Annotated in this window: 21 protein-coding genes; 5 read left to right on the forward strand and 16 right to left on the reverse strand. The window is 33.3% G+C overall.

The annotated features are described in order from the left end of the window. Positions 1 to 1,077, forward strand: coding sequence for a cytochrome d ubiquinol oxidase subunit II (gene cydB, locus ABEB23_RS03585; RefSeq protein WP_348811004.1), 1,077 nt, complete (start codon positions 1 to 3; stop codon positions 1,075 to 1,077). 53 nt (positions 1,078 to 1,130) lie between these two features. On the opposite strand, the gene ABEB23_RS03590 is transcribed toward cydB, so the two are convergent. Together ABEB23_RS03590 and ABEB23_RS03595 are read right to left on the reverse strand one after the other, a co-directional pair. Then, on the reverse strand, positions 1,131 to 1,916 hold the full coding sequence (locus tag ABEB23_RS03590) for a sulfite exporter TauE/SafE family protein (protein WP_348811005.1): 786 nt from the start codon (positions 1,914 to 1,916) through the stop codon (positions 1,131 to 1,133). A gap of 74 nt (positions 1,917 to 1,990) precedes the next feature. Then, positions 1,991 to 2,617 (reverse strand): Crp/Fnr family transcriptional regulator, encoded by a 627-nt coding sequence (locus ABEB23_RS03595; protein ID WP_348811006.1) that lies wholly within the window; start codon positions 2,615 to 2,617, stop codon positions 1,991 to 1,993. Between the two features lie 294 nt (positions 2,618 to 2,911). Between ABEB23_RS03595 and ABEB23_RS03600 the strand changes: the two genes are divergently transcribed. The 3 genes from ABEB23_RS03600 to ABEB23_RS03610 all read left to right on the forward strand — a co-directional run bounded on the left by ABEB23_RS03600 (position 2,912) and on the right by ABEB23_RS03610 (position 5,585). Further along, positions 2,912 to 3,226: a rhodanese-like domain-containing protein gene (locus ABEB23_RS03600; RefSeq protein WP_348811007.1), complete on the forward strand. Its 315-nt coding sequence runs from the start codon at positions 2,912 to 2,914 to the stop codon at positions 3,224 to 3,226. A gap of 41 nt (positions 3,227 to 3,267) precedes the next feature. Beyond that, the gene (locus ABEB23_RS03605; protein WP_348811008.1) at positions 3,268 to 4,848 is read left to right on the forward strand and encodes an NADP-dependent glyceraldehyde-3-phosphate dehydrogenase; all 1,581 of its coding nucleotides are present in this window, start codon (positions 3,268 to 3,270) and stop codon (positions 4,846 to 4,848) included. A 329-nt stretch (positions 4,849 to 5,177) separates the two neighbouring features. Next, positions 5,178 to 5,585: a c-type cytochrome gene (locus ABEB23_RS03610; RefSeq protein ID WP_348811009.1), complete on the forward strand. Its 408-nt coding sequence runs from the start codon at positions 5,178 to 5,180 to the stop codon at positions 5,583 to 5,585. A gap of 162 nt (positions 5,586 to 5,747) precedes the next feature. Here ABEB23_RS03610 and ABEB23_RS03615 read toward each other — a convergent pair whose 3' ends face one another. The 14 genes from ABEB23_RS03615 to ABEB23_RS03680 form a co-directional block, all read right to left on the reverse strand. Continuing rightward, positions 5,748 to 6,932 (reverse strand): L-lactate MFS transporter, encoded by a 1,185-nt coding sequence (locus ABEB23_RS03615; protein WP_348811010.1) that lies wholly within the window; start codon positions 6,930 to 6,932, stop codon positions 5,748 to 5,750. A gap of 59 nt (positions 6,933 to 6,991) precedes the next feature. Beyond that, entirely contained in the window at positions 6,992 to 7,774 is a 783-nt protein-coding gene (gene pflA, locus ABEB23_RS03620) for a pyruvate formate-lyase-activating protein (protein WP_348811011.1), read from the reverse strand. 134 nt (positions 7,775 to 7,908) lie between these two features. After that, complete coding sequence (pflB, locus tag ABEB23_RS03625) at positions 7,909 to 10,143, reverse strand: formate C-acetyltransferase (protein ID WP_348811012.1); 2,235 nt, start codon at positions 10,141 to 10,143, stop codon at positions 7,909 to 7,911. Between the two features lie 473 nt (positions 10,144 to 10,616). Further along, entirely contained in the window at positions 10,617 to 11,090 is a 474-nt protein-coding gene (locus tag ABEB23_RS03630) for a nuclear transport factor 2 family protein (protein ID WP_348811013.1), read from the reverse strand. Between the two features lie 282 nt (positions 11,091 to 11,372). Further along, on the reverse strand, positions 11,373 to 11,573 hold the full coding sequence (locus tag ABEB23_RS03635) for a YtxH domain-containing protein (RefSeq protein ID WP_348811014.1): 201 nt from the start codon (positions 11,571 to 11,573) through the stop codon (positions 11,373 to 11,375). Between the two features lie 31 nt (positions 11,574 to 11,604). Further along, on the reverse strand, positions 11,605 to 11,757 hold the full coding sequence (locus ABEB23_RS03640; RefSeq protein ID WP_348811015.1) for a lmo0937 family membrane protein: 153 nt from the start codon (positions 11,755 to 11,757) through the stop codon (positions 11,605 to 11,607). 147 nt (positions 11,758 to 11,904) lie between these two features. After that, positions 11,905 to 12,090 (reverse strand): CsbD family protein, encoded by a 186-nt coding sequence (locus ABEB23_RS03645; protein ID WP_348811016.1) that lies wholly within the window; start codon positions 12,088 to 12,090, stop codon positions 11,905 to 11,907. Positions 12,091 to 12,185: 95 nt separating this feature from the next. Next, on the reverse strand, positions 12,186 to 12,578 hold the full coding sequence (locus ABEB23_RS03650; protein ID WP_348811017.1) for a low affinity iron permease family protein: 393 nt from the start codon (positions 12,576 to 12,578) through the stop codon (positions 12,186 to 12,188). 109 nt (positions 12,579 to 12,687) lie between these two features. After that, positions 12,688 to 12,882, reverse strand: a complete 195-nt coding sequence (locus ABEB23_RS03655; RefSeq protein WP_348811018.1) for a hypothetical protein — start codon at positions 12,880 to 12,882, stop codon at positions 12,688 to 12,690. Positions 12,883 to 13,099: 217 nt separating this feature from the next. Then, entirely contained in the window at positions 13,100 to 13,534 is a 435-nt protein-coding gene (locus ABEB23_RS03660) for a response regulator (RefSeq protein ID WP_348811019.1), read from the reverse strand. A gap of 2 nt (positions 13,535 to 13,536) precedes the next feature. After that, positions 13,537 to 15,486, reverse strand: coding sequence for a PAS domain-containing hybrid sensor histidine kinase/response regulator (locus ABEB23_RS03665; protein ID WP_438861664.1), 1,950 nt, complete (start codon positions 15,484 to 15,486; stop codon positions 13,537 to 13,539). 106 nt (positions 15,487 to 15,592) lie between these two features. Further along, on the reverse strand, positions 15,593 to 16,138 hold the full coding sequence (locus ABEB23_RS03670) for a helix-turn-helix domain-containing protein (RefSeq protein ID WP_348811132.1): 546 nt from the start codon (positions 16,136 to 16,138) through the stop codon (positions 15,593 to 15,595). A gap of 341 nt (positions 16,139 to 16,479) precedes the next feature. Continuing rightward, positions 16,480 to 16,956 (reverse strand): hypothetical protein, encoded by a 477-nt coding sequence (locus ABEB23_RS03675; RefSeq protein ID WP_348811020.1) that lies wholly within the window; start codon positions 16,954 to 16,956, stop codon positions 16,480 to 16,482. Between the two features lie 3 nt (positions 16,957 to 16,959). Then, on the reverse strand, positions 16,960 to 17,637 hold the full coding sequence (locus ABEB23_RS03680; RefSeq protein ID WP_348811021.1) for a peptidoglycan DD-metalloendopeptidase family protein: 678 nt from the start codon (positions 17,635 to 17,637) through the stop codon (positions 16,960 to 16,962). An 844-nt stretch (positions 17,638 to 18,481) separates the two neighbouring features. Between ABEB23_RS03680 and ABEB23_RS03685 the strand changes: the two genes are divergently transcribed. Beyond that, on the forward strand, positions 18,482 to 18,985 hold the full coding sequence (locus ABEB23_RS03685) for a CAP domain-containing protein (protein WP_348811022.1): 504 nt from the start codon (positions 18,482 to 18,484) through the stop codon (positions 18,983 to 18,985). The last annotated feature ends 12 nt before the right edge of the window (positions 18,986 to 18,997 follow it).

The following is an 18,997-nucleotide window of genomic DNA, read 5'->3' on the forward strand; positions in this document are numbered from 1 at the left end:
ATGGAATTCTTTTGGTATGTAGTTTTAATGGGGATTTTGGCTGTTTACATTGTATTGGATGGCTATGATTTTGGAGCAGGAATCGTTCATTTGTTTTTTGCGAAAACGGAGAAAGATAAGAAAGCGATAACGAGTGCTATAGGTCCTTTTTGGGATGCCAATGAAGTATGGATTATTGCTGCAGGCGGCGTTTTGTTTTTTGCATTTCCTACTTTGTATGCTTCTTCTTTCAGTGGATTTTATCTGCCTTTAATGATGATTTTATGGTTGCTGATTTTTAGGGCCATCGGTTTAGAAATGCGAGGTCAAATTCATCATCCGATGTGGGAAGTTATATGGGATAAAGCTTTTGGGATAGCCAGTTTGTTATTGGCCTTGTTTTTTGGAGTGGCTTTGGGGAATGTGGTTCGGGGTGTAAATCTTGGGATGGTTCAAAATGGTGTTTCAACTCAGGAAGGCCATTATTTCTTTTTGCCTTTATGGAATCCGACTTTTAGCCCGCAAGCAGATCAATTGGGAATTATCGATTGGTTCACACTGTTCTTAGGGGTAGTCAGTACCGTTACGCTGACAATTCATGGGGCCAATTGGATTATATATAAAACCAATTCTTCTTTGAATGCTAAATTAAAAGAGGTGGTTTTTAAACTCAATTTTGTGTTACTAGGATTGGTAATTATTTCCTTATTGATTTGGAATAGAATAGAGCCGGAACCTTTTCATAATTTTAATGAAAACCCTTTGCTTTGGGTATTTCCGTTGCTTTCGTTTATAGGTATTTTTGGCTTGTTTAAAGTAAGAACATTTAAAAAAGACGGTCTTGGGTTTTTGTTTTCCAGTATGTTTCTCGTTGGAGGATTTGCATCAACCACAGCTTCTATTTTTCCGAATGTACTGCCTTCAACGAACAAGGTAAATCCATCATTAACTATTTACAATACTGCAACTGGTGAATATGGTTTGTCTGCAGGAATGAGCTGGTTTTTTATCGCTCTGTTTTTAGTTATTGTCTACTTTGTGATTCAGTATAAGGTTTTTAGCGGTAAAATGGATGATGTTGGATACGGGGAGCACTGACGATTATTTTTAACAGAAAAAAAAGTATTCCAAATCGGAATACTTTTTTTTTATTAAAAGAAAATTTCTTTCGTAATAATATAAATACCCATTACCAGTACAAACCAGCCAAAGATCGGTTTGAGCTTGCTTCCGTCAATATTTTTGGAAAGTCTGGTTCCAATTATCATTCCTAAAAACGCGAAACAGGTAATGGTCAATAAAAAGGGATAATCGATTTGGGTACCAATGTATAAATCACCGCCAAAACCAATACTTGAGTTAATAAAAATGATCAGTAATGATGTACCTACAGCTTGTTTCATTGGTAAATTAGCAAAAAACAATAAGGCCGGAATGATAAGGAATCCACCCCCAGCACCCAGAAAACCAGTTACAATTCCTACGACAAACCCTATAATTCCAAGTTGTGTGTAGTTTACTTTAGTTGTTTTTATTTTCGTACTGGTTTTACTTATCATAGAAATGGCCGATGCGATCATGAGTATAGAAAAAACGACCATAATCAGGAAGTTTTTTGAAACCTGATAAGAAGCAATAGAGAAAAGTGTTGCTGCAATTTTTGGAAAAATAACTTCTCGGATAATCAGAATAGAAAAAACGGAAGGAACCGCAAAATAAAGTGCGGATTTGATTTGAAGATTTCCCATTTTATAATGTCGGAAACATCCAAAGAGAGCAGTAATACCTACAATAAATAAAGAATAACTTGTTGCTAATTCAGGTTCTATTTTGAATAAATAAACCAAAATAGGAATCGTTAAAATGGATCCGCCGCCGCCGATCAAGCCAAGTGAAAGCCCTATTATAATTGAAGCAAAATAACCTAAGTATTCCATTTGTTAAAAATTTGGTGACAAAGGTCAGGCGTAAAATTTCGAAACACAGTAACATTTATCACACTGAGAGAGTTTTATTTTATTAACTCAATATGATTACGGTGTAATTTTAATAAGTGGCGTTGCTCCATTTTTTTTAATAAACGGGAAATAACTTCTCTTGAGGTATTTAATTCAGATGCAATTTCCTGGTGGGACAATTTTAAATCATTGCATCCACAAGCATCTCTGTGGCGTTTTAAGTAAAATTCAAGGCGTTCGTCCATAGCCCTAAAAGCAATGCTGTCTATTACTTCGAGCACCTCTTCAAATCGGCTTCTATAAGTGTAGATTACAAATTCGTACCAACTGCGATGTTTCATCATCCATTTGTCCATTAGGGCTAAAGGAACCATTATCAATTCGACATCTTCAACCACTTTTGCCATGACCTGACTTTTTTCGTTTTTGGTAGCGCATACCATAGAAATAGCGCAAGCCTGACCTGGCTGTAAATAATACATGAAAAATTCACCACCATCTTCACCCTCGCGATATACTTTGATTTTGCCTTTGATAACCAGGACTGTGTTTTTTATATATTGACCGGTTCGCATTATTGTAGTACCAGTTTCAAATGATTGAACGGAGTCATTTTCTTCGATATCAGCAATTAATTCATTCGAAAAAGAAGGGAATGTTTTTTTTATCTGGTCGCGCATAGCTGTATTCTTTAAAAAGAATTTGATTTGAATTATACACCGTAAAAGTACGGTAAAAAAATCAAAATTGGGATTGATTTTTTTAGTGATAAAATTAGCATAAAACTTATATTAAAAACAAAATAACTCTATAAGGGTTGATTTTTGTTAATTTATTTTGCGATTTATTTAACTAATTCGCAATTTACTGCTTATTACGTTTATGCGAAAACGTTTTCTTGGAAATATTATCTAATTAACAAATTGACGGTTTATTGTTAGTCAAAAACATCGTATTTTTACAAAAAAAAGAACATGAATTTATCACAAGAAGATTGGATTTCTCAATATGAGGCTGATGATAATGCGGTCATACTTGATGTGAGAACTGAAGACGAATATAATGATGGAATTATATTTAGCGCTATTAATATAGATATCCACAAAGGACAAGGTTTTATAGAGGAGCTGGAATCATTGGATAAAAATAAAAACTATTATGTGTATTGCCGCTCAGGAGCCAGAAGTGCAAAAGCGTGCGAAATCATGAATGAGTTAGGATTCGAAAATGCCTATAACTTAATAGGCGGAATTTTAGATTGGGACGGAGAAGTTGTTGCTCCGGAATAGTCCTTTTCTAAATTATATTAAATAAAACACATCAGATTAAAATGAATACAATACCTCAAGAATACCAAATTAGCGACTTACTTACTCAAGATACTTATTTAGTAAATGGTGAATTAAAAAAATGGACAGGACAGACGACACCGGTATTTTCGACCATTTCTTCAACAGAAAAATATGAGCCTACCTTATTAGGTTCTATCCCGTTTATGGGAGAAGCGGAAGCTATGGAAGTTGTCGAGGCGGCTACATCTGCATATAACAATGGTCAAGGTTTATGGCCTACGATGAAAGTGGTGGATCGTATCAAATGTATGGAGAATTTTGTTTCTCAAATGAAAGCGACCCGTACTGAAGTAGTAAAACTTTTGATGTGGGAAATCGGAAAATCATTAGGTGATTCTGAAAAAGAATTTGACAGAACGGTAGAATATATTTATGATACTATCGAAAGTTTAAAAGAATTAAATGCTCGTAGTGCCCATTTTTCTAAAGTTCAAGGGATAAATGCGATGGTTCGAAGAGGACCTCTAGGTGTTGTATTGTGTCTAGGACCTTACAACTATCCTTTGAATGAAACATTTACCCTGCTTATCCCTGCTTTAATTATGGGGAATCCTGTGATTTTTAAACCTGCGAAACACGGAGTTTTATTGATTTCACCTTTGTTAGAAGCATTTAGAAGCAGTTTTCCAAAAGGGGTTATCAATATCGTTTATGGTAGAGGACGTGAAATTGCTTCGCCTATAATGAAGTCCGGAAAAGTAGATATTTTGGCTTTGATTGGAAACAGTAAATCAGCTATTGCTTTACAAGACCAACATCCAAATAAAAACAGATTGCGTTTAGTATTAGGATTAGAAGCTAAAAATCCAGCGATAATTTTACCGGATGCCGATTTGGATTTGGCTATCCAAGAATGTATCGTGGGATCTTTATCATTCAACGGTCAACGTTGTACAGCTTTAAAGATTTTATATGTACACGAATCTATCGCTCAGGAATTCAACAAACGATTTGCAGCAAAAGTAGATGCATTGGCTTACGGAAATCCATGGGAAAAAGGAGTAATGTTAACACCATTACCAGAAAAAGAAAAACCTGCTTATATCCAGGAATTAATTGATGATGCAACCAGTAAAGGAGCAAAAGTAATTAATGCAAAAGGAGGAGAGCTTACCGATAATTTTATTTTCCCGGCTATTTTGTTTCCAATAAGCAAAGAAATGCGTGTATATCACGAAGAGCAATTTGGGCCTGTTGTACCAGTTTTGACTTTCAAAGATATCCAGGAACCATTAAATGATATGGCTGAATCAAATTACGGACAGCAAGTAAGTTTGTTTGGGAAAGACATCAAAACCATTGCACCACTAATTGATACCTTGGTGAATCTTGTTTGTAGAGTGAATTTAAACAGTTCTTGTCAAAGAGGACCAGACGTTTTCCCATTTACGGGACGCAAAGACTCTGCTGTGGGAACTTTGAGTATTCACGATGCCTTACGTTCGTTCTCAATCAGAACTTTTGTAGCTTCAAAAGACAATGAATATAACAATGCTATTTTGCAAGAATTATTGAATAGCAAAGAATCGAATTTCATTAATACCGATTACATTTTGTAGTTAGTTTAAACAAATAAATAACCGGCCGTCTCATTTTTAGGAAATGAGACGGCTTTTTTATTTTTTGATAATCAGTAATTTGTCCGTTTTTATTTTCAAAATATATTTGCTTTAGAGTTATTTCCAATTGCTTTTTTATTAAATTTACTATTGAAAATCAGATTGTTATGTAGATTAGAATAGGTTGCGAATTTTATAAATGCATTTTTTATAATTTAAAGTCTTTTTTTTAAATATAATATAATTTTTTCAGGAATAAATGATAATTATCATTATCTGATTTTATTTAATCAGATAACTTTGGAGGACAAAACTAAATCTTTAATGCAATGAAAAATAAATATTTGTTTTTAGTAGTAATAGCATTGATAGCCATAGGGAGTAATAAAATCAATGCTCAAAACAGTATTTGGGTGGCTCCGGATCATTCAAAAAATTTAAAAAATCCATTTATGGGTAATGAAAAGGCCGCTGTTGATGGTAAGAAAATCTTCGATCAAATGTGTGTTTTATGTCATGGAGAACAGGGAAAAGGTAACGGTGCAGCCGGATTGACCCTGGAAACAAAACCTGCAAATTTCTTGGAATTGAAGGTAGTTAACGAAACGGATGGGGAGATTTTTTGGAAAATAACTAACGGAAAATCACCGATGGCATCCTATGAAGAATTGTTGACAGATGACCAAAGATGGAAACTGGTCAATTATATCAGGGTATTAGGAGCAAACACAAAATAACTTTGTAAAAGTTGTTTCATTCATATTTTTCCACTAACCATAACCAAAGTAAAAAACTCCGTATTCATTAACCAAGAATCGGAGTTTTTTTATGGACTCATTTTTGGGATTTAAGCCATAGGACCGATTGGCTTTTTACCCTTTTTCAGCAGAAAATTAGATTTATGAAGTGGCTAACTGAACACTGATTTTACGTTTTAGACTCAAGCCAACGAATAGTGCCGCACTGATAATTCCTGAAAAAACTAAAAAGATAGTTGAATTGTTTGAAAGTGTTATCAAAATGGGACCGGCAATTCCTGCAGCAGCCCAGGCTGTTAAAACGTAACCCAATACAGTTCCTACTTGATCGGATCCGAAAATATCTCTTATGAATGCAGGAATTGTAGCAAATGCACCTCCGTAACAGCTTATAATTATAAAGACTAATATTTGAAAAAGAAAGGCATTTGTCGTAAATGCCAAGGCTATAAAACAGACAAATTCAATGCTTAAAAAGGTCATAAATGTTTTCCATCTTCCCATTTTATCAGAGATGGAAGACCAAAACAAACGGCCTAAACCATTAAACAACCCAATTAGTCCCACAAATAAAATCACTTGTGAGCTTTCTAGATTTGCAAATTCTTTCCCTAAGATGGCTGCCTTTGAGATAATCGCAATACCACAAACGGTATTTAAAAAAAGGAGTAGCCAAAGACTGTAAAAAGTACTTTGTTGAAAAATAGCGTTCTTTTTTGGGATATTGTTTGTTTCAATATTTATTTTTGCGGTTACATTATTTATTGGAGATTCAAGATATAATCCGGATAGCAGCATACAAACAAAATAAACTGCACCCAGAATATAAAAGGCATTTGCGACGCCAAAATTTTGTGTCAAAGGAGTGATAATCTGGGAGGCAATTATGGAGCCAAAGGCAAAAGACATAATAATTAAACCGGATGCAAAACCAGGTTTTTCCGGAAACCATTTGAGAACAGTTCCAACAGGAGTTACATAACCTAGCCCCAAGCCAATGCCGCTTATAACACCGTAGAACAAATAAAAACCTATGATGCTTTCTAAATGAACAGAAAACCCGGCACCAATTAATCCCAATCCATAGAATAAGGCGGCTAGGATACCTGCTTTTTTAGGGCCAATTTTTTCAACGATTTTGCCAAGAAAAGCTGCAGAAAGACCTAAAAAGCAAATGGCCAACATGAAAGCATTTTTTAATAGGCTGACATCCCAACCAAGAGCGTTTTTTATGGGGTCAACCCAAATGCTGTATGCGTAGACGGAACCAATAGACAATTGAATAGTCATGCCAGCGGCAGCCATCAGGTATTTATTTTTAGACATAATTTCTAGTTTTTTGTTTTAGTAAAATAGAGAGTATTCGAATGAATGATAAAGTAAAATCACTTAACTACGACAGTATTGAAATAGCGTTTGAAAATACCTGCAGCTTTATCAATTTCTTCCGTGGTTGGCGGAGATATTTCTGCGAAGGCATATTCTAATTCCAAAAGTTCCCATTTATGTTTGCCCAATTGGTGAAATGGAATAATTTCTACTCTTTCAATCGTTTTGTAATCAGCAAAATGTTGTCCCCATTCGTGTAAGTACTCTTCCTGGTCAGTCCAGCCGGGAACTAAAACGTAGCGCAGCCACATTGGTTTCCCTGTGCTTTCCCTGTATTCGGCAATTTTTAAAGTAGTTCCGTTTTTTAGGCCAGTTAGTTTTTTATGCCACTCTTTGTTGATGTGTTTCACGTCTAACAGCAGTATATCTGTTCTTTCTAAAAGGGATTTGGTTTGGTCGTCTAACACACGTCCGTTTGAGTCCAGACAAGTTGAGATACCGTGTTCGTGTAAACGGTCAAAAAACGGAATTAATTTGGCTCGCTGTAGCAAAGGTTCTCCTCCAGAAACCGTTACGCCACCAGTCGCTCCAAAATATGATTTTTGACTTAAAGCTTTTTCGATTAGTTCGTCAACAGGAACCAGTTTTCCACCATTGATGTCGAGAGTATCTGGATTTTGACAGTACAAACATCTGAATTGGCATCCTTGGACAAAAACGACCATTCGTATTCCCGGACCATCATGAGTGCCAAAAGTCTCTAGAGAGTGAATACGTAGAAAATCAGTATCAGAATTGTTTAATAACTCGTCTTGATTGGTTTGCTGTGGAAAGTACATAGTAAATGATAAACAATTTTACTTGTTTCAGGTATAAAAAACAGCCTGTCGTATAGAATAAAAAGGGTTAAAATTTATTCTGGACAGGCTGTTATTGTTAATTTAAATGAATTAAAAAATGAATTGCTATGGAATTACATGTTTTCATGGAATGTTCTGCTAATTACTTCTAATTGATGTGCTTTGGATAATCTAACAAAATTAACGGCGTATCCGGATACTCGAATAGTTAACTGCGGGTAATTTTCAGGATGATTGTAAGCATCAACCAATGTTTCGCGGTTCAGGATGTTTACATTCAAATGATGTGCATTACGTCCGAAATAGGCATCCAGAGTAGTTGTTAGATTCGCAATCTGTTCTTTTTTACTTGATCCTAGTGATTTTGGGACCATGGTGAAAGTGTAAGATATACCATCTTGGGCGTCGTTGTATTTCAATTTACTGACCGAATTTAAAGAAGCAATAGCTCCATTCACGTCTCTACCATGCATTGGATTGGCGCCTGGAGCAAAAGATTCGCCTGCTTTACGTCCGTCCGGTGTTGCTCCTGTATTTGTTCCGTACATTACATTAGAAGTAATGGTCAGTAAAGAAAGGGTAGGAGTAGCATTTTTATAAGCGACATGTTTTCTTAATTCGGTAATAAAAATATTTGTGATTTCGATTGCAATATCGTCTACACGATTGTCGTCATTACCAAACTGAGGAAAATCACCTTCTATTTTGAAGTCAACCGTTAATCCGTCTTCATTTCTGATTGGAGATACTTTTGCATATTTAATTGCTGAAAGAGAGTCGGCGATAATTGAAATTCCCGCAGCGCCATATGCAATATCAATATTTGGATCACTATCAATCAAAGCCATTTGTGCTCTTTCATAATAGTATTTGTCATGCATGTAATGGATGATGTACATAGACTTGGCATAAACACGTGCCACTTCAGATAAAGTTGTTTTAAACGCCTCCATAACTTTGTCATAGTCTAAAACAGCATCATTCATTTCAGGTATATTGTTGATGACTAATGCGCCTTTTTGTTCTTCGCGGCCTCCATTTAAAGCCATTAATAAAGCTTTAGGTAAATTGGCGCGTGCTCCAAAATGCTGAATGGTTTTTCCTATTTGTTGGTAAGAAACACAACAGGCGATTCCATAATCATCAGAACCTCGGTTGGTTCGCATTAAGTCATCATTCTCGTATTGAAGAGATGAAGTATCAATAGATACTTGTGTGCAGAAATCTTTAAATCCCTGCGGTAAATTTTTTGACCATAAAATGGTTAAATTGGGTTCCGGAGAAGCTCCTAAATTATACAATGTCTGTAAAAATCTAAAAGAAGTTTTGGTTACTTTGGTTCTTCCGTCACTTAATTGTCCGCCAATAGCTTCGGTTACCCAAGTTGGATCTCCACCAAAAATTTCATCGTAAGCACCAGGGCGGAGGTGACGCACTAATCTTAGCTTCATGACAAACTGGTCAATAAACTCTTGGGCTTCTTCTTCATTGATAAGGCCGGATTGTAAATCATTTTCAATATAAATGTCTAAAAAGGATGATACATTACCCAGAGACATTGCAGCACCGTCTTGTTCTTTAACTGCGCTTAAATAGGCTAGATAAGTGAATTGAACAGCTTCAAGAGCATTTTTTGCAGGACCTGAAATATTGATACCATAACTTTGTGCCATGATTTTCATGTCTTGTAAGGCTTTGATCTGATCAGATATTTCTTCGCGTAGGCGTACTTTATGATCAGTCATTTCGCCTTTTGTATTGGCGAAATCCGCTTTTTTGGCAACAATAAGTCTGTCTATTCCGTAAAGCGCTACTCGTCTGTAATCGCCAATGATTCTTCCTCTGGCATAATTATCCGGTAAACCTGTTAAAACGTGTTTAGAGCGATAGTTTCGTATCTCACTGTCATAAGCATTAAAAACAGCCTGATTGTGGTCTTTAGCGTAGTTAAAAATGTCTGTCACACGATCAGAAACTTTTAATCCTTTTTCGGCTACAGCAGATTCAACTAATTTAATACCTCCGTAGGGCTTCATAGCTCTTTTTAAGATAGCATCAGTTTGTAATCCAACAATAACTTCATTCTGTTTGTTAATGTATCCAGGTCCAAATGAAGTAATATTTGAAATTATATCAGTGTCAATAGCTAAGCAGCCATTGTTTTTGCGCTCTTCTAATAATGCTTTTTTACATTCGTCCCATAAATCAGCGGTTTTTTTGGATGGACCAACTAAAAAGCTGGCATCTCCTTCATAAGGGAAGATATTTTTTAATACAAAATCATATACATTAATAGTGTCATTCCATTCTCCAGTTTTAAACTGAATCGTTTCAGTCATATTTTTCATAATATTCTTAATTTTAATTAGATACTTGATGTAAATGCTCTTTTAAAGATTGATCTACACTCAAATTTAACAATTTTTGAAGTAAGAAATTGGGTCGAAAAACACTTTTCTATGATGTTTGGTTTTTTATGAATTTATGGTGTTTTTATGATCTGTTTTGCCGTTTTATTTTTGTTTTTATGTTTTTTTTGATGTTAAAATTGTTGTTTTGTTAGTTGGTAAAAGTGTAATTTGAAGTAAAAAAACTACAAAAACATGTTTTTAGTATGAAAAAAATGCTTGGATGACAAGAAATAGTCATTCATAAAAATGATGATGATATAGTTTATTTCTATTTAAGGCTTAAATTTTGAAGGGGTAACGGTTGAAGAAAATACCTTTTCAAGGTAGTAATAAGTAATTAATCAGGGGGTATCTACTGATTTGTTTAATTTTTGATAAAATTTCAATCGATATAGTTGAAAGAAAATTCTTTATTTTTTTTTGTCTTGGTATTTCTTCAATGACAAAAGTGCTTTTTCCTGAATTTTATTCTGAAAAAAACCAGTCCATCCAAATAAAAAGCCTTTGAGTCCTAAAGCTTGTTTTGACCATTTCCAAATGTCAAAATCATCGACGTGTTTTATGATTAAACCATCTTTAAAGTGAAAGTGGGAGTGAATAACATTTACTACAGGTCTGTTGGTTTTACTGAAATTATATGTCGCTGTCCATGTTAATGAACCAACGAAATCATCTGCTTTTACGTCAGAGAATTGGACTTTGATATTTCCTTTACTATTTTCAATTAGCATTTTCCACATTTGACAGACTTTATTTCCCTTTAAAGTACCAAAGGCAGGATCACGAAATTTGACAGTAGGCGCATAACATTCGCACATTGTAGCAGTATCAGAGTTGTTAAATGCTGTATAGAATTTAATAAGTGTGTTTTCGTTTGCGTTCATATTTCATAAAGTGAAAAGTAAAAATAATCAATTTTATATTCAAAAGTATGTTTTAAAAAGGAATGTCGAAAAATCATATAGGATTTATCTTTAATTTTAAAAATAGTGGTGGTGATTGGTCTTTAGTAATTGAATTAGATTTATTATTGACTTTAAATTGTAAACAAAAAGAGGATAGCCTTTTAAGTGTCTATCCTCTTTGTAATTTATAAATTGTATATTTTTTTATTATTAAGCTTTCTCAAAATCAAAGAAAGGAGCTTAGGAATCAAATTATGGTCTCTACCCTAATTTCTTTACATTATGTGTAATGCTCTCTAATAAAGTATCGTACTTGTCCTTTAATTCCTCTGCAAAATCATTGCTTTTGCTTAAAATTTTTCTTCTGGTTTCTTTTCCTTTTTCCGGAGCGAACAATACACCTAGTAGTGCACCCGCGGCAATACCACCTATTACTCCTAATACTATTTTATCTGTTCTCATAATTATTTTTTTAATTGTTTCAATTTTGTTTTTAAATCTTTTTTCCTTGGATAAGTCTTAATAGTACCGCAATAACAGCGATGATAAGTAGAATGTGAATAATTGATCCTGCGCTATAGGCAAAGAATCCAATAGCCCAAAAGAGGACTAAAATTACGGCTAGTGTATAAAGTAAATTGCTCATGATTTCTTTTTTTAATAGTTGTTTCTATTTATGAATTGAAGCTAAAACAAATTATTTGTTAAACTTAAAATTATCTGAGGCCCTTAAGCATGTAATCAATCTAATCGCGATTGTTGTATATCATATAATTTGGTAAAATTTAATCCTTTAAAGAGCTTCAATAATTTTAAGTAATTCCTCTCTGTTTTTTCCTAACTTGATTTGAAGTTTTCCAATCATTTCCTCTTTCTTACCTTCTGAAAAAAGCAAATCATTTTCAGTTAAAGCAGTAAACTTTTGTTTTAATTTTACTTTTTGCTCTTCCCAATTTCCTTCTGGCTCTTTAGTATTCATTTGTATTTTATTTAGGTAGTAAAAATGTTTGATAACACATTAGATATCAGATAGGTTTTATAATTTCTATTATTGTTTTTAGAAAAAATAATAAGCTATAGTTTCTCAACTAATTCTTCTATTTTTTCGGCTAATTCGCTGTATTCTTTAGAAAGCTCTGTTATTTCGCGCTCTGATTTTATTTCGGCATTCATAACTGCATTACTGGCCGTTTCATGGGAAGATACCAGTTCATTTACCTTCAAATGTAACGAACCCGAAAATCGGTTAAATGATTTTTGAATAATAAATAGACTTAAAAAAGTAATTCCAAAAATGATATCTCCAATAATTTGATGAACATCCCTGGTAGTAAATAAATTATTGATCCACCATGCGATTACCAAACATAGTGCAAAAACAAATGTTATAGAATTACCCAGTATGGTTGTGGCGGTTGAAGTCAGTTTTTCAAAAACATGTTCCATATGACTGTATATCTTATTCATGAAGTATCTTTTTGGGTTTAATTTTTAAATTATAAATGTAATAGCTTGTTTTAACTAATTATTTAAAACAATGGGATTACAGTTTTTTGGTACTGTCGGTAACGTTAAATTAGGATTCGTCTTTTGTTGTACGAACGAGACTGATGCCGGACATGAAGAAAATAATACCTAGCAGACCATAAGTGATCAAAGGTTTTATATCCCTAATTTCAGTTGATGCATTTGCAAATAGGATTGCTGTGTAAATCAGGCCGCCAATTCCGAGGACAGTAAGTAGCGCGCCAAAAAGTCTTTTAATATTCATGATTTTTATTTTTAAAGTGTTGAATTGTAAAATTTATTTTTTGCTTTTGAAGTCTAATTAATTTAGAGATCAAACACATTGAACCCATTATTTAAAACATTTTGTAAATGTTATAATGATAGTCCAAATGTATTTTGATTAGACTTCAAAAGTGTTACACAATTGTCAATAAAAGTTATATCATTCACACTTTAAAAATGAAGAAAAATAAAGTCGCCTACATCCTGGCCATATACCAATTCAATTCTTTTTCGATTCTTTCGAAGTGAAAATAGGCAGTAATGTTTTTTTGGAGACGTAAAAAAGCAGTTTCACTTTTTACCACATAATCAAATGCTTTGTGGTGCATGCAGCTTATCGCAACATCAATTTTATCTTGTGATGATAACATGACAACAGGAATATCCGGATCGAATTCTTTGATTTTATCCAAAGTTTCAATACCGTTCATAGCATTTTTATCGATGCCATCAAGATGGTAATCAAGAATAATTACATCGGGTTTTTTTGATAAATTAGCAATACAAAGTTCCCCTGTTGGAAAAGTTTCAACTATAAAATCTGTATGATGAATGAATTCAATTTCTAAAGATTTTAAAAATAGCACATCATCGTCGACCAGAAAAATTTTTATTTTATTTTCGTTTTTCACAATTAAGTATTTTTAATTACACTGAGTTCTTCTTCTAATTCACTGCAGGCCTGTAGACAAATCTCTTCGAGTTGCACTACTAAATCATTGATTTTTTCTGTATGTTCTTGAACTACTGCAAATTCTTGAATTTTTTTTGCCAAATTTTCAAAATTAGCACCAATCCCCATTATTGAAAAAGAGGGAATCATTTTATGAGCTGCAGCGCCTAACAATTGCCAATTTTTATCTTCTAAACTTTGCTTAATAGTATTGATTAAAGGAGGTGTTTGGGATAAATACAGCGATATCATCTCCATCATCAGTTTTGGGTTTGATTTGGTCTTTTGATTTAAATAAACCAAGTCAATGCATTTTATTTTTTTCTCTGTTATATTTTTACATTCCTGATTTTTAGCAAGACTTGTGCTAGTTTTTTCAAGTTTTGGCTTTTTTAATATTCCGATAATTTTACTGTACAATAGTCTTTCGTCAACTGGTTTTGCAATGTAATCATTCATTCCAACCGCTTTGCATTTGGCTAAATCAACTGTTGTAACATCAGCAGTTAAAGCGATAATAGGAATTTTTGAATTCATGGTCTCGCGAATGTATTCTGTAGCTTCAAATCCATTCATTTCGGGCATTTGTAAGTCCATTAGAATGATATCGTAATCATTGGTTTTTAGTTTTTCGATTGCGATTTTACCATTTTCAGCAATATCTCTTGCAAATCCAAATTCATCCAATAATGTTTTCATAAGTAATTGATTGAGCGGAATATCCTCGACCACCAATACTTTTATGTTTTTTATTTCGGTATCCAATTCGACTATCTCATTTTCTAATTCCGCTTCCGAATTTGTTTTTTGAAAGCTCAGTGTAAAACTAAATATGGATCCCTCATCAACAATGCTTTTTACACGAATGCTACCACCTTGTGATTCTACTAATTGTTTTACAATGGCTAGACCTAATCCTGTTCCGCCATACAATCTCGAAGTTCCACTGGATGCCTGTTGAAAATTTTCAAATATTTTGCCTATTTTTTCTTTAGATATACCAATTCCTGTATCTGTTACGGAGAATTGGATAATAACTTTGTCTTCCTCTTCATGTAATAAATCAACACTTACTGTAATTTTTCCTTTTGTTGTAAACTTTACGGCATTGCTGACCAGATTTAATATAATTTGGTGTAAACGAACCGGGTCACCCACAAGGACTTCAGGAATATTACTGTCATATTCTGTAACCAATCTTAAATTTTTTTCCTGAATTTTTGTTTCAAATAAATGAAGCATTGCTGTTATGGAAGATTTCATTTTGAAAGGTGTTTTCTCAAATGTCATTTTCCCCGCATCTACTTTTGCCAAATCGAGTATGTCGTTAATCAGGACAATTAATGCATCGCCACTCATTTTAATTGCGTTTAGATATTCTTTTTGTTTAGCGGTCAAATCTGTTTTTAATACCACTTTTGTAAATCCGATAATTGCATTCATCGGGGTACGAATTTCATGGCTCATATTGGACAAAAATTGTTGCTTGGCTTTCACGGCGTTTTCAGCAATAATTGTGGCGTTTTCAGCATTTATTTTAGCTTCTTCAGCAATCTCTGTTGCTAATTCAGCAAAAATTCTGGCTTCAATCAATTCAGTGGCGATTCTTTTTTGATCTGTAACATCTCTGGCAACAATAACAACACCAAGAACGTTTCCGCTGTCATCCTTATAAACAGAGCCGTTGAACAATACGTCGGTTAGTTTGCCTTCTTTGTGTCGTAGTGTAAGAGGCGAATCAGCAACAGAACCCTTTTCAAAAACTTCCTGATAAACTTCGCGTGCCTTTTGTTTTTCGGTAAAATAATCGAAGAAGTCGGAATCAGTAAGTTCTTCCCGTGTCATTCCGGTTATATTCATTAATGCTTCATTCATATCGGTAATCTTCCCTTCGGTATTGATTGTAACCAATGGGTCAAGGCTTGCCTCAATTAGACTTCTCGCGTATCGTGATTCTTGATTTTTTATGATTTCTATTTGTATTAATAAAATTTATATAAATTGGATTTTACTGATTTCAATTCCCAATTTCTTCAAGCGGATTCCTTCTTTTGTCCTTCAATTTTTTGAAATGAGAAGGAGAAAGACCGGTTACTTTTTTGAACTGAGAAGAGAGATGTGCAACGCTACTATAATTCATCTTCCAGGCAATTTCGGTAATATTGAGCTCTCCATAAATGATTAATTCTTTGATGCGTTCTGTTTTGTGCGATATGATAAATTGCTCAATTGTAGTTCCTTGAACTTCTGAAAATAAATTTGACAAGTAGGTATAATCGTGATTTAATTTCTCGTGCAAATAGTCTGAAAAATTAATTTTTATAACTTCTTCAGAATGGTGAACCATTTCTATAATTACATTTTTTATTTTTTCAATGAGCATGGCTTTCTTGTCATCCATTAATTCAAGTCCTGAACTCAAGAGACACAATTTAAGTTTTTCTCTTTGTTCCATAGAAATGTTCTCCATGATTTCGACTTCTCCTAAATCAACAACAATGAAATGTAGACCCAGTTTTCTCAATTCCTCTTTTACCGCCATTTTACAACGATTACTGACCATGTATTTGATATATAGTTTCAAATTATTTTTTTTAGAAGATTTTGTAAAACTCGGTTAAATTTTGCCGGAAAGACTTACATAACTTTTGATATAAGTTGCATAATTCACACATTATTAATTTTTTATATCTTTAATAAGAGGAAGGATTCTGCGAAAAGGGGAGTTGTATCAGAGACTGTTTTTAAAAACAGATTCACAAGGGCAATTTCCTTTTTTGTAATTTACGAATAAACTTCGACAAAGGGCGTTATTTGAGCAAAGTTGCTGTTTGTGAGGTGGGTATGTAGTCTTTTTCAGTTTTATTTGAAACTGTCTGGAGGATTTTTTTTACTTTGATAGGACTAGTTTAATTCAAAAGTATCTTTCCAATCGAGTGATTTTATAGACGAAACCTTATTTTCATCATTCAAAGACACACGAAGTTCTTTGTTGGCTACTTTTTTAGAGTATAAGGCTTTATAGCGAAAAATAAGGGTGTTTTCATTTAGGTTTTTGTGGATTTCAATTAACTGAAGGTCTTTGAATGTACCGTAATATTGTCTGAATCTCGTACAGGTTTTTGTTAGATTTTCAAGCGTAGTATTTTTAATTACAGAAGCAGTAGCTTCACTTTCGTTAAAAGGTTTGAACTTTGAAGTGTTACAAGTCATAAGGACTCTTTTTCCTAATTCGTACGCTTTGTCTTTTTGCGATGCAGTTGCGTCAGAAAGCGTTAGTTTTACGATTTTAACTTCCTCAGGCTTTGGTTCATTACTAATTGTTTTGGATTTGCAGCCAATAATCAAAACAAGACTAAAAAGGAGGATTATCTTTTTCATGATTTATGGGATTTTCAATAATAGATTAGGATCAGGACAATTTTCTAAATAATAATCCAGGTCACTTTTACTGCAAACACCTGGATAATCACCACAATTATCACCGATGTTTTTAATAATTTGAAAATGTAGATGAGGTGCATAATCACCATTAACGGTAGCATCTCCCAATGAGGCTAATTGTTGTCCTTTTAAAAAAGAAGTCCCAATTTTGAGTTCCGCAATACTTTCTAACGATAAATGTCCGTATAAAGTATAAAAAGTCTGATTTTCCAATTGGTGCTCCAATATGATTGTGGGACCATAATCTCCCAGATTGTTATTGTAATTGAAGCTATGAACAGTTCCATCAAGAGCTGCTAATACAGGTGTTCCGGTTTTAATCCATAAATCTAATCCGATGTGTATGTTTCTTTCTTCGGTTTTGTTGTCATTAAAAACGGAACTTCTTTTGTATAAATTTCGCTCCTCATTATATCCCCCGTAGGCCACTTTCGAATAATTATCCGCTAAGGTTCTTTCGATGAAATTTTCAAAATCAATCGCATTGTCTATAGCAAGTCCTGCTAAAGTCGTATTAGAAACGGATAAATCCAAAGGAATATATTGATCATGAGGAATTGAATCGTCTATTACGTTTACATTTTGAATGCTTTTTAGGAGTTTTTCCAAAGGGTTCATTTACTTTATTTTTTTAGGAAGTCTAAATTTAAAATAAAAAAAATCAAGATAAATAATTTGTGAGGCATTATAACTTTTAATTGTGAATTGAGTCTCATATTCATTGGATTAGGAATACAAATCCAAAAAAAGCATTCCATTTTGGATTAGCTTCTTTGATTGCCCTAATGTGATATATTTTTCTCGACAAATAGCCCCTTATTTTTCATAGGCAAGTCAGTATTGTTTTATTAAATAGTAATCAGTGAGCTCTTGTAATTCGTTGATTTAGTGTTAATTAAGGTTAAAATTGAATTTATTAGATTTGTTGTTTTTAACTTCGGGCTGTTTTTTAAAGTATTTTTCTAAAAGTTTGATTAAGGTAAAACTTTTTTAAAAGAGACATAATATAATTTGTCTTTTGATCATAATAAACGCCTCGTCTACTGCATTTTTACTTATTGATGATTGTTCGGGTTACATTCGAACCATTGGTAACTGGCTCTATTTTGTGCCGATTTTAAAATAATAATTTAAAACAAGGCGTCTATGGAAAACAACCTCTTCTTAAGCATCCTCTAAAAGGATAAACCGTCCCCCAATTTTTTATAGAAAGAATAGAGAAGCTATTTTAATTTCTCTAGTGGCTATTCTTGTCTTTTATTGTAACCTAATACTATTTGGAAATATTGAGTTATTCTATTTTTTCTACCCTTTCCTTCTTATTGTTGAAAGAGAATAAGGCTTTAGGAATAGAATAAAAAGGATTTGTTTCTGTATTTCTAAATTTTATAATTCCAATTTTTTTGAATGAAAATTAAATCAACTTTCGTCAACAACCTTGTGAAACTTGACAGCTGTTATTATGAAATCAAATTTGTACGGTGTATTATCGCTAATTGTGATTGCGTACACCATGAATTGTTGTTCCTCTGATAATGTAGAACCAGAAGATACCAATGTATCCTCTCTCAAGGTTATGGACTATACTTATATTTCATCAGAATTAGAGACTCTGAAATTGATAAATGATTACAGAGTAAGTATAGGTTTAAATGCGTTGGAGAAAATTAATCACATCTCCTATAAATCAGAAGAACACGATAATTATATGATTGCCCATAATGTGGTCAACCATAATGGTTTTGTTGAACGCTCAGAGAACATGACAAATGTTTTGGGAGCCAAGACAGTGGGTGAAATTATAGCTTATAATTACAATTCTCCTCAAGCTGCTTTTGCTGCATGGATGAATAGTCCTAAACATAGAGAAACTATCATTGGGGATTATACGCATTTTGGAATTTCAATAAGGGAAAACCCTCATAACAAAAGAAAATATTACACTAATATTTTTATTAAAATTTAATTTACAACGAAA

Origin of the sequence: Flavobacterium maritimum (assembly GCF_040049085.1) — a bacterium.
Taxonomy (GTDB): domain Bacteria; phylum Bacteroidota; class Bacteroidia; order Flavobacteriales; family Flavobacteriaceae; genus Flavobacterium; species Flavobacterium maritimum.

What these genes read in the sequence shown, in the direction of transcription:
- cydB (WP_348811004.1), top strand. Translation starts at nt 1, where the DNA reads ATGGAATTCTTTTGGTATGTAGTTTTAATGGGGATTTTGGCTGTTTAC.
- ABEB23_RS03590 (WP_348811005.1), bottom strand. Translation starts at nt 1,916, where the DNA reads ATGGAATACTTAGGTTATTTTGCTTCAATTATAATAGGGCTTTCACTT.
- ABEB23_RS03595 (WP_348811006.1), bottom strand. Translation starts at nt 2,617, where the DNA reads ATGCGCGACCAGATAAAAAAAACATTCCCTTCTTTTTCGAATGAATTA.
- ABEB23_RS03600 (WP_348811007.1), top strand. Translation starts at nt 2,912, where the DNA reads ATGAATTTATCACAAGAAGATTGGATTTCTCAATATGAGGCTGATGAT.
- ABEB23_RS03605 (WP_348811008.1), top strand. Translation starts at nt 3,268, where the DNA reads ATGAATACAATACCTCAAGAATACCAAATTAGCGACTTACTTACTCAA.
- ABEB23_RS03610 (WP_348811009.1), top strand. Translation starts at nt 5,178, where the DNA reads ATGAAAAATAAATATTTGTTTTTAGTAGTAATAGCATTGATAGCCATA.
- ABEB23_RS03615 (WP_348811010.1), bottom strand. Translation starts at nt 6,932, where the DNA reads ATGTCTAAAAATAAATACCTGATGGCTGCCGCTGGCATGACTATTCAA.
- pflA (WP_348811011.1), bottom strand. Translation starts at nt 7,774, where the DNA reads ATGTACTTTCCACAGCAAACCAATCAAGACGAGTTATTAAACAATTCT.
- pflB (WP_348811012.1), bottom strand. Translation starts at nt 10,143, where the DNA reads ATGAAAAATATGACTGAAACGATTCAGTTTAAAACTGGAGAATGGAAT.
- ABEB23_RS03630 (WP_348811013.1), bottom strand. Translation starts at nt 11,090, where the DNA reads ATGAACGCAAACGAAAACACACTTATTAAATTCTATACAGCATTTAAC.
- ABEB23_RS03635 (WP_348811014.1), bottom strand. Translation starts at nt 11,573, where the DNA reads ATGAGAACAGATAAAATAGTATTAGGAGTAATAGGTGGTATTGCCGCG.
- ABEB23_RS03640 (WP_348811015.1), bottom strand. Translation starts at nt 11,757, where the DNA reads ATGAGCAATTTACTTTATACACTAGCCGTAATTTTAGTCCTCTTTTGG.
- ABEB23_RS03645 (WP_348811016.1), bottom strand. Translation starts at nt 12,090, where the DNA reads ATGAATACTAAAGAGCCAGAAGGAAATTGGGAAGAGCAAAAAGTAAAA.
- ABEB23_RS03650 (WP_348811017.1), bottom strand. Translation starts at nt 12,578, where the DNA reads ATGAATAAGATATACAGTCATATGGAACATGTTTTTGAAAAACTGACT.
- ABEB23_RS03655 (WP_348811018.1), bottom strand. Translation starts at nt 12,882, where the DNA reads ATGAATATTAAAAGACTTTTTGGCGCGCTACTTACTGTCCTCGGAATT.
- ABEB23_RS03670 (WP_348811132.1), bottom strand. Translation starts at nt 16,138, where the DNA reads ATGGTCAGTAATCGTTGTAAAATGGCGGTAAAAGAGGAATTGAGAAAA.
- ABEB23_RS03675 (WP_348811020.1), bottom strand. Translation starts at nt 16,956, where the DNA reads ATGAAAAAGATAATCCTCCTTTTTAGTCTTGTTTTGATTATTGGCTGC.
- ABEB23_RS03680 (WP_348811021.1), bottom strand. Translation starts at nt 17,637, where the DNA reads ATGAACCCTTTGGAAAAACTCCTAAAAAGCATTCAAAATGTAAACGTA.
- ABEB23_RS03685 (WP_348811022.1), top strand. Translation starts at nt 18,482, where the DNA reads ATGAAATCAAATTTGTACGGTGTATTATCGCTAATTGTGATTGCGTAC.